The sequence below is a fragment of the Streptomyces sp. YKOK-I1 genome (assembly GCF_054660435.1).
Genome location: NZ_BAAGDR010000001.1, coordinates 7,665,673 through 7,678,922 on the forward strand (window position 1 = coordinate 7,665,673; position 13,250 = coordinate 7,678,922).

Here is a 13,250-nt window from a genome sequence, read left to right on the forward strand (position 1 = left end):
CGTATCCCGCCCGCCTCACCACGAGCGAGCGCTTGCGCGAAGGGGCTGGAACTGAAGGCGGTACGCATGGGCATGAGGGACGACAGGGACTCCCTCGACGAGGCGACGAACGTGTTCATGGCGGTACGGCCCCGGCTCTTCGGTATCGCCTACCGCGTGCTCGGCAGCACCACGGAGGCCGAGGACGTCCTCCAGGAGGCGTGGCTGCGCTGGCAGCACACCGACCGGGACGTCGTCCGCGAGCCGGAGGCGTTCCTGGCCACCGTCACCGCCCGGCTGGCGATCAACCTCGCCCAGTCCGCCAGGGTGCGGCGCGAGTCGTACACCGGTCCCTGGCTGCCGGAGCCCATCGACACGCGCGCCGACCCGCAGCTGGGTGCCGAACGGGCCGAGGCGCTCGACCTGGCGGTCCTCTTCCTCCTGGAGAGACTGAACCCCGTGGAACGGGCCGCCTATGTGCTGCGCGAAGCCTTCGACTACCCCTACCGGCAGATCGCGGACATGCTGGAGACCAGCGAGACCAACACGCGCCAGCTGGTGAGCCGCGCGCGCAAGCGCCTCTCCTCGGAGCGCCGCAAGCCCGTCGACGCCACCGAGCACCGACGGCTGATGGAGGTGTTCCTCACCGCGGCGCAGACCGGCGATCTGGCCGTGCTGGAGGACATCCTCACCGAGGACGTGGTCAGCTACACCGACGGGAACGGGCTGCGCGGGGCGTCCCGGATCCCGGTCGTCGGCGCGGTGCGCGTCTCCAGGTACCTCGCCGCCTTCGCCCCGCGCTTCTGGCCGCAGAAGGAGATCGACTGGGTTGAGGCGAACGGCGGTCCCGCCGTCCTCGTCTCGGCCGCCGGGGCCCCCGTGGTCCTGCTGACCCTCGACATCTCCGAGCGCGGCATCGAGCGCGCCCTGTGGGTCATGAATCCGGAGAAACTGGCAGGTTACGTGTCGTCGCTGGGCAACTGAACGGGCCGGGCCGTCACACCACCGGGCACTCGTCGGTCAACCAGTGGTCCGAGACCCGACACACAGAGGTGCGCTCGATGACCGAACCGATCCAGCCGCCCGACCTGTCCATCGCGATGGACTTCGCCGGGGGCTCGTTCGCCCCCCTCTACACCACGACCGTGACCGTGACCGGCGGGACGGCTGCCCACGGGAGAGCCTCGGGGAGGGCACGCTCGGACGACGGAATCCTCGACCTCGACCTGCGTCTGCCCGCCGAACTGGGCGGAGACGGCCGGGGGACCAACCCCGAACAGCTGTTCGCCGCGGGGTTCGCGGCCTGTTTCCACGGCGCGCTGAGCCTCGTGGCGCGCCAGGCCGCGCTCGACCCCGCCGCGCTGTCCGTCGAGGCGACCGTGGCGTTCGGCCGCAGTCCGCAGGACGGCGGATACGTCCTGCACACAGACGTGGTCGTGAGCTGGCCGGGCATCACCCCCGAGGTCGCCATCCCGCTCCTGCGGCGGGCCGACGCACTGTGCCCGTACGCGAGGATGGCCTGGCACGGAACGCCGGCCACCATCACCCTGGCCCCCTGAAAGCCACGGCCAGGGTGTCACAGATCGCGAGGCCGTCCGGTCGTACTGGAGGAAGACCCAGGCGATCGGAGTGGACCCGTGGCTGTCACCGAACAACGTCTTGCCACCATGGTGCTGGTGATCGGCACCGGAGGTGCCGGACTGCGCGCGGCGATCGAGTTGGCCGAGGCCGGCATCGACGTCCTCGCCGTCGGCAAACGCCCCAAGGAAGACGCCCACACCGCCCTCGCGGCCGGGGGCATCAACGCGGCACTGGCCACCATGGACCCCGAGGACAGCTGGCAGCAGCACGCCGCCGACACCCTCAAGGAGAGCTACCTCCTCGCCGATCCCCGCACCGTGGAGATCGTCACCCAGGGCGCCGCCCGCGGCATCGACGACCTGGAGCGCTACGGCATGGCCTTCGCCCGGGAGGAGGACGGCCGGATCTCGCAGCGCTTCTTCGGCGCGCACAAGTTCCGCAGGACCGCCTTCGCCGGCGACTACACCGGCCTGGAGATCCAGCGCACGCTGGTCAGGCGTGCCGAACAGCTCGACATCCCGGTGCTCGAAGGCGTGTACATCACCCGGCTGCTGGTGCACGAGGGTGCCGTGTTCGGCGCGTATGGCTTCGACCTCACCAGCGGCAGGCGCCACCTGATCCGCGCCGACGCCGTGATCCTCGCGGCGGGCGGCCACACCCGTATCTGGCGGCGGACGTCCTCGCGGCGCGACGAGAACACCGGTGACTCCTTCCGGCTGGCCGTGGAGGCCGGAGCAAGGCTGCGGGACGCCGAGCTGGTGCAGTTCCACCCCTCCGGGATCATCGAGCCGGAGAACGCGGCCGGCACCCTGGTCAGCGAGGCCGCCCGGGGCGAGGGCGGCATCCTCCGCAACGCGCTCGGGGAACGCTTCATGGCCCGCTACGACCCCGACCGCATGGAGCTGTCCACCCGCGACCGGGTGGCCCTGGCCGCGTACACGGAGATCAAGGAAGGCCGCGGCACCCCCAAGGGCGGCGTATGGCTGGACGTCTCGCACCTGCCCCGACAGACGATCATGACCCGGCTGCCCCGCGTCTACCAGACCCTGCTGGACCTGCAGATGCTCGACATCACCCGCGAGCCGATCGAGATCGCGCCCACCGCGCACTACTCGATGGGCGGGGTGTGGGTCAGGCCGGAGGACCACAGCACCGACGTACGCGGCCTGTACGCCATCGGCGAGGCGTCGAGCGGGCTGCACGGCGCCAACCGGCTCGGCGGCAACAGCCTCATCGAGCTGCTGGTCTACGGCCGTCTCACGGGCCGGGCCGCCGCGGAGTACTCCCAGTCGCTCACCGCACCGCCACGGTCCGCGGCGGCCGAGGCACGGGCCCGCGCGGAGGTCGACGGACTGCTGGCGGCCGACGGACCCGAGAACGTCCGCGCTCTGCAGCGCGCGATCCGCAACACCATGACCGAGCACGCCGGCGTCGTCCGCGACGAGGAGGGGCTGCGGGCCGGCCTGGCGGAGCTCACGCTGATCGAGAAGCGGATGGCGGACGTCGGCGTCCACCCCGACATCGCCGGCTACCAGGACCTCGCACACGCCTTCGACCTCAAGTCCGCCGCGCTCGCGGCCCGGGCCACCCTCGAATCCGCCCTGGAACGCCGTGAGACCCGCGGCTGCCACAACCGCAGCGACCACCCCGACCTGGATCCCGGTCTCCAGGTCAATCTCGTGTGGTCCCCGACGGCAGGCGTCACACACGAGAGCATTCCGGCCGTCCCCGACGAGATTTCCACTCTGATGGAGGAAGTCTCCACCACGGGAAAACTCGTCGAATAGACGTGTCACAGACAGATCCGGTGCCCGGTCTCTCTTGATACAGGCATCAGGAAAACCCGAAAGGAATTCCGTCATGAAGGTCGTAGTGATCGGTGGAACAGGGCTCATCGGCTCGAAGGTGGTCACCGGGCTCCGGGAGCACGGACACGAGGCGGTCGCGGCGTCGCCCAACACCGGTGTCAACACGCTGACGGGAGAGGGGCTCGCCGAGGTTCTGCGGGGTGCGTCGGTCGTGGTCGACGTGTCGAACTCGCCCTCGTTCGAGGACGACGCCGTCATGGAGTTCTTCCGCACCTCCACGGCCAACCTGCTGAAGGCGGAGACCCAGGCCGATGTGGCGCATCACGTGGCGCTGTCCGTGGTCGGCACCGACCGCCTCCAGGGGAGCGGGTACTTCCGCGCCAAGCAGGTCCAGGAAGACCGGATCAAGGCGTCCGGCAACCCCTACTCCATCGTCCACGCCACCCAGTTCTTCGAGTTCGCGAAGGGGCTCGCCGACGGGCTGACCGAGGGCGACACCGTGCACCTGCCCGCCGGCCGGATCCAGCCCGTCGTCTCCGACGACGTGGCCGCGGCCGTCGCCCGTGCGGCGGTCGGGACCCCGGTGGGCGGCGTGGTGGAGGTGGCCGGTCCCGAGGCGTTCGAGATCGAGGAGTTCGTCCGCATGGGACTGACCGCCCAGAACGACCCCCGCAAGATCGTCACTGACCCGCAGGCGACGTACTGGGGCGCTCCGCTGCAGGAGAACACGCTCCTGCCCGGCCCGGACGCGCACATCGCCGGGACCAGGTTCGCCGACTGGCTCGCACGGCAGAAGTAATTCCTCGGGGTGGCCCTCACCGAAAGGAAAGGGTCACCCGTTTCCCTTGACCGTGAAATCACTCGGCTTTCGTCGTTCTGACTGATCGTCATGCCAAGTCTGCGCTGGCTGCGGCCCATGCCTCCTGTACGGCGCGGATTTCGGTATCGGTGGGCTGACCGGCGTCGATGGGCATGAATCGGGCTGCGATGATCGTTCGGCGGAGCTTGGCGGTCATGTCGGAGATGACGGTGATCGTGTAGCAGTACTGGCCGAAGGGAACCCCTCGCTCAACCGCGCGGCGGGTGCGGTGGTGGGCCTGGCCGACGCCGAGGATGCTGCGGGCTTCGCCGAAGGTCACCTCGATCGACCATCGCGCGGCGTAGCGGGCCACCAGGTGCCCGGCCGGCGCGGTCAGGTCGGTGGAGACCAGGGCCAGGTCGTAGCCGGTGTCCGTGGCATCCTCGCGCAGCAGCACCACCTTCACGGTCCTGGTGTGGAAGGAGCCGTGCCACAGGCAGGTGGTCTCGGCGGTGAACACGGTCTCGGTGCGGCCGTAGCGGGTGACGGCCTGTGGGGTGAACGTCAGGGTGGCGGCCAGTTCGGCCGGGGTGCCGAGCCTGTCGCCTTTCAGGCGGGGACGCCCGCGCCTGCCGGTCGGCGGCGGAGCGAGAGCGTAGAGCACCGCGTGGGATGGCAGACGGGTGGTGAAGGTGACAGATACGGGCAGGTCGCGCAATGCCTTGCCGTGGTAGGCGGCATCCGCGACCACATCGATACGCCGGCCCCAGTGGCAGGCCGCCAGGAACCGGATCATGGATGCGGCCAGTTCGACCTTGGTCTGCTCGCCTTTGGGGCGGTGCAGCCGGGCGGCCACCGGCAGACACACCGGCCGGGGCAGGAACGGCAGCTCCACGACCAGGCCGAGGACGACGAAGCAGGTGCCGTAACCGATCCCGTCACGGCCCGCGGCAGAGCCGTCGTGCTGCCAGGCGGCGCCGAAGACCTTCTTCCCGCGCCGTTTGAACAGTGTGTCGTCCACCACCACCGTCAGCGGGGCGCCGTCGGGCACCAGCGAGCGCACGACCAGGTGGGACAACGACGCACCCAGCGTCTGCGGGTCCCAGCGCGCGGGCAAAGAAGGAGTGCGCCCGGTCATGAGACCAGTGGCGCGTCAAGTTCGCGCCCAGCAGCATCCCGGTGACCGTGCCCCGGCCGGTGTTCGCGATCAGCCCCGTGACCAGCACGGCGGACGTGGAGAAGGTCGGCGAGGTGAAACTGCCGCGCACAGCGCCCAGCACGGCGAGCAGAGATGCGGGTACGGTCGGATCCGCAAGCATCGGCGGGTCCCTCACAGCAGGCGACACAAAGCACCGCCGATGCTTCCTTCGCGTCTGCCTCCCGGCCGGGCCGACGGCCACACGTCACCCGTGTGAGCTACCTACCTTACGCGTTCTATATATGCCTGGTGAGCTGCGGGAACAGGGCCGTGCGGAGAGGTTCACCGTTCAAGAACCGACCAGATCGTGTCAGGTCACACTCTGCTCTCTTCTGTACAGACATCTGACGACGGCCTCCCGTCACCCGCAGCCTCCCGCGTGCAGAACCGATCCATCGTCACCCGATCGAGGGGCGCACGGTGGTGAAGGCGCAATCCGCCCTGGGCAGCCCCGGCAGCCAGCTCCTGATGCCACCTCACATCTCTCTGATGGCGCTGTACCTCGTCCCGGCCCCGGGGCGCCTGTGTGACTTACCGGACCGTATGGGTGAGCCGACAGCGGATCGCCGGGCGGCGTACGGACCCATACCGCTACGAAGATCACGAACCGTCCGTGACCTCCGAGAGGAACCCCTTGAGCCCCGCCCTTACGCGACGCCCTCGGCTCTCTGCCCGTCCAGGCTGAAGACCGCACCGGGTACGAACGCACCAAATTCCGCCACTGGATCGACGCCGACCACGACTCATGTAACACGCGACAGGAGGTCCTGCTGCAGGAGGCCGCCACCGCCCCCGTCCAGGACGCCAACTGCGCATTGAACGGCGGGTCGTGGTACTCCCCGTACGACGACACCTACTTCACCCACGCCCGCAAGAACCGCAGCCACACCCACATCGTCGCCTCAGGCCTCGATGACGGCACCAAGGTCACCGTCTGTGCGGCTCTGTCGGGCCGCTTCTGGTCTCCGCGCGCGGCCCCCAACCTGCTGGCGTGGATGACGTGGTGCGATGAACAGGGCGCCAAGATCCTCGATTCGAACGTGGACCTTGAGCATGATGGCTGGCTTCATCGCTGACGCAGTTGTCGTGATGTCCGTTGTTGGTTTTGTCTCCGTTTGGGGGTTGATGTATGAGGCCTTATCGGCCATCCTCCATCTATCTGAGACCGTCGAGGGGGGGCGGGATGACGACCGTAGATTTTGCTGTGCTTCCCGTTGATGAGGTGGATCTGTCGGGTCTGCCGCCGGTCAGCATCGAGGCTGTCTACGACGTAGTCGAGCCTGGCGACGAGAAGCAACCGCCGGTACGGAGAACGATCCGGCTTGATCTCGACCCCCAGCTGCGCGGAACTGTGAAGCTCGCCAATGTGGCGGCGGCGACGATTCGAGCATCAGCACTGGCCGCCGACGGGTCGGCGCTGGTCAGCAAGTTGGTGGTGATCGAACCTGCTACCGTGCAGCCGGATCAGCCCCGCGGTGAGCAGCGTGCCGAGGCGGTCTGGGAACTCGATGCCAGCGACGTGGCCCTGCTGCGGGACGGCGGCCAACAACTGCCCGGTGACGTCGTCCCCACACTGGTCACGCGCGTGGCGCGGTTCATGGCGATCGGGCGCATCGGTCCAGACTTCGCACGGTCGGCTGTCGGCGTGCTCCCAGTGGCGGATGCGGCGGCGCTGACGGCGACCGGCCTGGAGGGGATGCTGTCGACCCAGGGCGGAACCCGGATCAGCGCCATCGACCTCAACGGCCAGGACCTGTCCGCTCTGGGTCAACTGGCCTGGCAACCCGCGCATCTCGGCATCGATGGCACCGTAACGGCGGCGATGCCCCAACGTCCCGCGATCGGCTGGTTATGGTGGCTGACCGGGCCGCACCAGGTGGCCGGCTTCATGGTGGACGACCTCGACTGTCCGACCGCCGCCCCGGTCCTGCTCAGCCTGCCGGCCCTGGCCGGGACGACCGGCTCAGGAGACCCGACTGGCGGTCCCGACCAGGGCGCTCCGCCCGGCTCGGGTCAGCCGGCCGGTGAGAAGTGCGGATGCGGGTCCGGTGACCGCCTCGTCCCGGCCAACATCAACGAGAGAGAGCTGGCTGACAATCCCGACGTGTTCGCGGAGGACCCGGGATCCTTCTGCACGCCGTTCTCCAATCCCGAGCGCGTGGTCAGTGAGAAGTCCTTCTCCGTGGTCGCCCGCGTGACGCAACCTGACATCGGGCCGGTCGGGACCTCCAAGCTGCGCTCGCTCGGTGTTCTGAACCTGGACGCACCGATCACGCCCCGGCCTGTTGGGCAGCCCGGCCAACCGGGCACCGGTGTCCTGAGCCGGTTGCGTTCCCGGATCCTGGGACTGCGGACTGCCGCACCAGGTGGAGCTACCACGACCGGCGAGGTCGCGGCCCTGCTGGGCGACCGTCTGCCGGTCCGCAACCCGCTGCTCGACCGCTACGCCGATCTGATCCGCCTGCTGCCCGGCGGCCGCACCTCGATGAACGCCTCTCACCCGTTGCAGTGGGAGGACGACATGGCGCAGTACCAGGCGTCGACCGTCTGCCTCGGGCACATCCTCGAGTTTCGGGTGCGCTGGCGGTCGAACGGCTACTCGCTCGGCACCGTGGCGAAGACCCTGACCCTCGCGCCGCGGCAGACCAAGCGCATCCAGAAGATCGAGTGGCAGCGGACCGAGCGGTCCAGCCGGGCCGAGCGGACGCAGCTGACCGACCAGGAGAACGACTCGGTCACCCGGGAGCGCGACTACGACGACCGGGTGGCCGCACATCTCGACGAGTGGTCCTCCGGTGGGTCGACGTCCAGCAGCAAGGCGGTGGCCGGAGGTATCGGGTTCGCCGTCCCGGGGCTGATCGGCGGGATCGGTGGTGGCGCCGGTTCGGCGAGCAGCACCTCTCATCAGGAGGGCGGCCGCGACACCTCGGCGAGTGAGCTGCAGCGGCTCCGGGACTCCATCCGCCGGCACGGCGATGCCCTGCGCCGGTTCGAGAGCACCGTGGTCAACGAGGTGACCGAGGTCGAGACCGTGACTGGCACGACCGAGATCATCCGCAATCCCAACTACGGGCACGCGCTCACCGTCATCTACTACCAGATCCTGCGACATCTCAAGATCACGACCGAACTGGCCGGCGTTCGTGAATGCCTGTTCGTGCCGTTCGCCATCAGGCCCTTCGACGTCCAGCGCGCTTACCGGTGGCGCGAATCCATCCAGAAGAACATCCGCGCCCCCCGCTACGCCCGGGCGCTGCGGTATCTGAAGGACGTCGCCACCGGCTTCTCGACGTCGTCGATCGCACCCGGGCCGCGGGCCGGGCAGCAGCTGACGTTCGTGCGCGGCTCGATCTACGTGAAGCTCGCCGTGGAACGACCCCGGGACGGCGCCGACGGCGCCTTCGACAGCGCCGCCTGGCAGGTGGCCCAGCCGCTGTTGGACGCGGCCTCGCTCGGCGTCTTCTCGCTGCTGGCCGCACTGGATGCCAAGTCCAGGGACGCCCACTTCCAGGCCGAGCACGCACCGGGCATGGCGGCGCGGTGGTCCGATCGCATCGACATCCAGACCGGCGGTGGCCGGACCCTCAGCGCCGACTGCACTCTCGCCTCCCGCTACGGCTTCAACCAGACCGTGCGGATCGACTTCTCGGTGTCGGCCAGCGAACTGGCCGGCCTGAGCCGTCAGGACCTGACTCAGCTGAGGGTCCTACCGCAACTGCCGCTGCCGCCCGGCTCGGTGGCCAACCTGACCCGGGTGTCACTGACCTACAACACCGACCGGTTCGAGCACTCCGCCGAAGGACGCACCGGCACCAACGATCTGATCAAGCCGATCAGCGGCCTGGCGGACCCGGCCACGGTGACCCTGCCGCTGGACGGCTGGGAGCGGGTGGACGAGCGCCTGGAACTGATCCGGGCCGTGGACGAACTGGTCGAGCACCTGAACGAGCACGTGGAGTACTACCAGAAGGCGGTCCTGTGGGAGATGGACCGCGACCGGCTGCTGATGATGCTCGACGGCTTCTATGTGCCGAACAGCAATAACGTCAGCCTGGCCACCGTGGTCGACCGGGAGCCGATCGCCATCATCGGCAACTGCCTGGTATACCGGGTGGGCGCCGCCTCGTTCCTGGGCTTCGGCAAGATCACCACGCCCGAGCAGCTGCGCAACCTCTATGCCGACCGGCAGCCCGCGTCCGACCCGCTGCTGCTGAGTCTGCCGACCGACGGGCTGTACGCGCAGACGATCATGGACGAGTGTGAGGCGCTGGAGCAGCACTTCGGCAACACCGACTGGGCACTGAACGACCCCGATCCCGATCTGAGCACGCTCGATCCGGTGCTGCTGGCCAGCCGCCGGACCGACACCACGCCAGCCACCACGCCGACCCCCTTCCCCGGGACGATCATCAACCTGCAGAACGCCCCCGACGCACCGGCGCCGCAGGGCCTGGCCGGAATCATCGGAGCCGTCACCGACGCCAACGCCTTCCGCGACATGGCCGGCCTGGCCGGGACGCAGGCCAACGCCCGGGCCGCGCTCGAGACGGCAGCCGGTCTGGCGTCCACCTTCGGCAACCAGGCGGCAGCGCTCGAACTGGCCAAGATGGCGAAGGCCGAGCAGGGCACCCGGACCGCAGACCAGAAGCTCGCGTCGATCCAGAAGGCCAAGGACGCCGGGCTCACCTCGCCCGAGCAGGCCAATCAGCAGGCCACGAGCGTGCTGCAGGCCATGAACCCGGGTGGTGCGGCGGCCGAGGCGCCGCACGCGAACCCGGCCATCAACGCGGCCATCACCGCAGCGAAGGACATGCCGGGCAGCATGATCGAGGCCAGCACCGAGGAGGGCTCCACCAAGGTCACCCTCGGCGAGAAGACAGACTCGTCGCGGCCGTTCATCATCGAGGTCGGCGCCGGCCCGGCGCTGCGGGCCTTCGGTCCCAGCCATGACATCACCGGCGTGACCAGGCTCAGTGTCCGCAGTACCCGGCTGCCCGCAGGGACGCCGCTGCGCTGGAGCATCCCCCCGACCGAGACCGGGAAGTACACGATCACCCAGACCCAGTCGGTCGCCGGCGTGAGCGAGGCCGTCATCACCGGGGTGCGGCCCGGCCTGACCGCGATCGACGTCGACGCCATCGACGGCTCGGCCCCGGGGACCAACGAGAGCATCAAGTTCCCCCTGTCCATCCCGCAGTTCATCACCATCGATGACCAGAACGCCCAGCTCGATGCCTTCATGACGGCCAACAACTTCACCGCCGTCCAGGACGCGATCCTTGCCGAGGCTCGTGCGGTCGCCGAGCAGATCCTGCTCGGCCAGGCCAACGTGCGGCTGATCTGGAAGTCCACGGGCGCCAGGGTGCCCGCCACCGTCCCCGCGTCCATGGTGACCAGGATGACGATCGGCAACACCGACCCGTCCGGGAAGGGGAGGTACGGCAGCTCGGCGGCCGGGCCGTCCGCAGCCGGCGTCGGGGACACCGCCTTCGACGAGGTGCTGAATGTCTACCCCGCGTCCTTCGTGGTGCCGGCCCCGGCCGTGGCTACCGACGTCGACGCCGCGACCAACGAACTCGCCCAGATCCTGACCTCACTTCAGGCGTCGGACCCGGTGGTCGAGTCGTGGATCATCCGGGTGTTCGGCCGACTGATCGGCGAGACGCTGGCCCACGAGACCTTCCACTCCCTGCTTCCCGTGCCGTTCGTGCACAACGTGGATGGGTCAGGCAATGCCATCGACACCCGCGACATCATGGATCAGGGCTCCGAGCGGTCCTTCCTGGAGCGGACCGGGATCATCGCCTTGAGCACCGCACCCGGTGACTTCATCGACCACTTGACCGACAACGGCCGGGCCGCCGTCGACGGGCTCGTGAATGCGACGCATCTGGCCAGCCTGCGCAAAACGTTCCCAATCCCACCGACGCCGCCGTTCGATCGGTGACGTCGGCGGGCTCCGGGAACGCACCGCAGACCTCCTTGGCCTGGTCACTTCTCTGAGCTAAGAGGGTTTCTCGGAACCGAGTGTGGGGCTGGGGGTTCCGTACGGGTGTGCTGTTCAGGTGATTGTGGCCGCGCGGGGGCATGAAGGCAGGGCCTCTCGGTAGCACAGAGGGTGTCTACGCCACTGCTCACCGGGAGGCCCTGTGGCCGCAGTTGTATCGGTCTGCCGCGAGAGAGTCCATTCCGGACACGCGTACGTGCGACTGCTTCGCCCACACGTACGGCATCGATGTGGTCGCGGATGCCGCCTACCACGGCAAGGCATTGCGCGACCTGCCCGTATCTGTCACCTTCACCACCCGGCTGCCATCCCACGCGGTGCTCTACGCTCTCGCTCCGCCGCCGACCGGCAGGCGCGGGCGTCCCCGCCTGAAAGGCGACAGGCTCGGCACCCCGGCCGAACTGGCCGCCACCCTGACGTTCACCCCACAGGCCGTCACCCGCTACGGCCGCACCGAGACCGTGTTCACCGCCGAGACCACCTGCCTGTGGTACGGCTCCTTCCACACCAGGACCGTGAAGGTGGTGCTGCTGCGCGAGGATGCCACGGACACCGGCTACGACCTGGCCCTGGTCTCCACCGACCTGACCGCGCCGGCCGGGCACCTGGTGGCCCGCTACGCCGCGCGATGGTCGATCGAGGTGACCTTCGGCGAAGCCCGCAGCATCCTCGGCGTCGGCCAGGCCCACCACCGCACCCGCCGCGCGGTTGAGCGAGGGGTTCCCTTCGGCCAGTACTGCTACACGATCACCGTCATCTCCGACATGACCGCCAAGCTCCGCCGAACGATCATCGCAGCCCGATTCATGCCCATCGACGCCGGTCAGCCCACCGATACCGAAATCCGCGCCGTACAGGAGGCATGGGCCGCAGCCAGCGCAGACTTGGCATGACGATCAGTCAGAACGACGAAAGCCGAGAAATCATGGAGACCCGATGTCCGTAATCGGTGAGGGCCGTGCCGACCTCGCTGCCGCCTTCGTGTCGCTGACCGCCGAAGCCGCCGAGCTGCGTATCAGGGTCACGGAACTCCGCCAGGAACTCGCGGATCTCCGTGAACGTATGAATGTCGTCTCGACCGCGCTGAACCGGCGGACGCACTGCCGCTGATCTTCCCTCGGCCCGGCCACGGCGCAGGCGTCACCGTCGACCGCTCGCATCGGCCGACAGCACTTTTTCCAGGTGCTTCAGGTCACCGGACCGGGCCGCCGCGAGGAACGCCTGAACGAGACGCCGGTGCGCCACGGAGTCGACCGGCTGCCTGCGGCGGATCCCGGTGAGACGCCGCTGGGCGCGTGCGACCTGCTGTCGTGAGTTGACGACGCTGAGGTGCAGGATCTCGGCGATCCGGTCGTACGGGTATCCGAACGCCTCCCTCAGGACGTACGCGGCACGTTGCCTCGGAGTCAGGGTCTCCATCAGCAGGAGCACCGATCGCTCGACGGCGTCCTGACGCTCGGCCACCGATTCGGGGCCCGCGTGGTGGTCCATGGGCTCCGGCAGCGCGGGGTCGGCGCAGGACTCCCGGCGTTTCCAGGCGGACTGGACGACATTGATGGCCAGCCGGACGGCGGTCGTCCTGAGCAGTGCCGACGGGTTGGAGACCGCTGTGCGGTCGGCACCCTGCCACCGCAGCCACGTCTCCTGGATGACGTCCTCGGCCTCGTGCGCGTTCCCGACGATCTGCCCGGCGAGGGCAAGCAGTCCGGGCCTGGCCCGCACGAACACCCAGGTCGCGTCGTCCAGCGCGATGACGGACGGGTCCACCGTCTCCCGGCTCTGCCTCGTCCCGGTCAGATGTGTGTCCATCTCCGGCTCCTCTGCGCAGTGGGGCGGCGGCTCGAAGGGCGGCCGGCACCAATGTCGCGCCCGGGAGTG

10 protein-coding genes are annotated in these 13,250 nt (G+C 69.0%); 8 read left to right on the top strand and 2 right to left on the bottom strand.

Annotated features, from left to right (window positions below; translation table 11 throughout):
• Nucleotides 1–66: 66 nt before the first annotated feature.
• From ACYQ8Q_RS34210 to ACYQ8Q_RS34225, 4 genes are all read left to right on the top strand, one after another.
• Nucleotides 67–963 carry an RNA polymerase sigma-70 factor gene (locus ACYQ8Q_RS34210; RefSeq protein WP_460070489.1) on the top strand — a complete coding sequence of 299 codons (897 nt, stop codon included), beginning with the start codon at nucleotides 67–69 and terminating at the stop codon, nucleotides 961–963.
• Nucleotides 964–1,040: 77 nt separating this feature from the next.
• Nucleotides 1,041–1,538 carry an Ohr family peroxiredoxin gene (locus tag ACYQ8Q_RS34215; RefSeq protein ID WP_460070490.1) on the top strand — a complete coding sequence of 166 codons (498 nt, stop codon included), beginning with the start codon at nucleotides 1,041–1,043 and terminating at the stop codon, nucleotides 1,536–1,538.
• Between the two features lie 108 nt (nucleotides 1,539–1,646).
• Complete coding sequence (locus ACYQ8Q_RS34220; RefSeq protein WP_460073610.1) at nucleotides 1,647–3,347, top strand: L-aspartate oxidase; 1,701 nt, start codon at nucleotides 1,647–1,649, stop codon at nucleotides 3,345–3,347.
• Nucleotides 3,348–3,420: 73 nt separating this feature from the next.
• Complete coding sequence (locus ACYQ8Q_RS34225; RefSeq protein ID WP_460070491.1) at nucleotides 3,421–4,167, top strand: SDR family oxidoreductase; 747 nt, start codon at nucleotides 3,421–3,423, stop codon at nucleotides 4,165–4,167.
• Between the two features lie 88 nt (nucleotides 4,168–4,255).
• On the opposite strand, the gene ACYQ8Q_RS34230 is transcribed toward ACYQ8Q_RS34225, so the two are convergent.
• Nucleotides 4,256–5,305 (bottom strand): IS701 family transposase, encoded by a 1,050-nt coding sequence (locus ACYQ8Q_RS34230; protein ID WP_460070492.1) that lies wholly within the window; start codon nucleotides 5,303–5,305, stop codon nucleotides 4,256–4,258.
• Between the two features lie 875 nt (nucleotides 5,306–6,180).
• Between ACYQ8Q_RS34230 and ACYQ8Q_RS34235 the strand changes: the two genes are divergently transcribed.
• The 4 genes from ACYQ8Q_RS34235 to ACYQ8Q_RS34250 all read left to right on the top strand — a co-directional run bounded on the left by ACYQ8Q_RS34235 (nucleotide 6,181) and on the right by ACYQ8Q_RS34250 (nucleotide 12,482).
• Nucleotides 6,181–6,441: a hypothetical protein gene (locus ACYQ8Q_RS34235; protein WP_460070493.1), complete on the top strand. Its 261-nt coding sequence runs from the start codon at nucleotides 6,181–6,183 to the stop codon at nucleotides 6,439–6,441.
• A 107-nt stretch (nucleotides 6,442–6,548) separates the two neighbouring features.
• Nucleotides 6,549–11,312: a hypothetical protein gene (locus ACYQ8Q_RS34240; protein ID WP_460070494.1), complete on the top strand. Its 4,764-nt coding sequence runs from the start codon at nucleotides 6,549–6,551 to the stop codon at nucleotides 11,310–11,312.
• Between the two features lie 140 nt (nucleotides 11,313–11,452).
• On the top strand, nucleotides 11,453–12,265 hold the full coding sequence (locus ACYQ8Q_RS34245; RefSeq protein ID WP_460073611.1) for a transposase: 813 nt from the start codon (nucleotides 11,453–11,455) through the stop codon (nucleotides 12,263–12,265).
• 43 nt (nucleotides 12,266–12,308) lie between these two features.
• A complete protein-coding gene (locus tag ACYQ8Q_RS34250; RefSeq protein ID WP_460070495.1) occupies nucleotides 12,309–12,482 on the top strand; it encodes a hypothetical protein in 174 nt (57 codons plus the stop codon).
• Between the two features lie 30 nt (nucleotides 12,483–12,512).
• Here the strand turns inward: ACYQ8Q_RS34250 and ACYQ8Q_RS34255 are convergent, their stop codons facing one another.
• Nucleotides 12,513–13,181 (bottom strand): sigma-70 family RNA polymerase sigma factor, encoded by a 669-nt coding sequence (locus ACYQ8Q_RS34255; RefSeq protein WP_460070496.1) that lies wholly within the window; start codon nucleotides 13,179–13,181, stop codon nucleotides 12,513–12,515.
• Nucleotides 13,182–13,250 lie beyond the last annotated feature (69 nt).

Coding starts and splice junctions, on each gene's coding strand:
- ACYQ8Q_RS34225 (WP_460070491.1), top strand. CDS start 3,421: ATGAAGGTCGTAGTGATCGGTGGAACAGGGCTCATCGGCTCGAAGGTG.
- ACYQ8Q_RS34250 (WP_460070495.1), top strand. CDS start 12,309: ATGTCCGTAATCGGTGAGGGCCGTGCCGACCTCGCTGCCGCCTTCGTG.
- ACYQ8Q_RS34240 (WP_460070494.1), top strand. CDS start 6,549: ATGACGACCGTAGATTTTGCTGTGCTTCCCGTTGATGAGGTGGATCTG.
- ACYQ8Q_RS34230 (WP_460070492.1), bottom strand. CDS start 5,305: ATGACCGGGCGCACTCCTTCTTTGCCCGCGCGCTGGGACCCGCAGACG.
- ACYQ8Q_RS34215 (WP_460070490.1), top strand. CDS start 1,041: ATGACCGAACCGATCCAGCCGCCCGACCTGTCCATCGCGATGGACTTC.
- ACYQ8Q_RS34245 (WP_460073611.1), top strand. CDS start 11,453: ATGAAGGCAGGGCCTCTCGGTAGCACAGAGGGTGTCTACGCCACTGCT.
- ACYQ8Q_RS34210 (WP_460070489.1), top strand. CDS start 67: ATGGGCATGAGGGACGACAGGGACTCCCTCGACGAGGCGACGAACGTG.
- ACYQ8Q_RS34255 (WP_460070496.1), bottom strand. CDS start 13,181: ATGGACACACATCTGACCGGGACGAGGCAGAGCCGGGAGACGGTGGAC.
- ACYQ8Q_RS34220 (WP_460073610.1), top strand. CDS start 1,647: ATGGTGCTGGTGATCGGCACCGGAGGTGCCGGACTGCGCGCGGCGATC.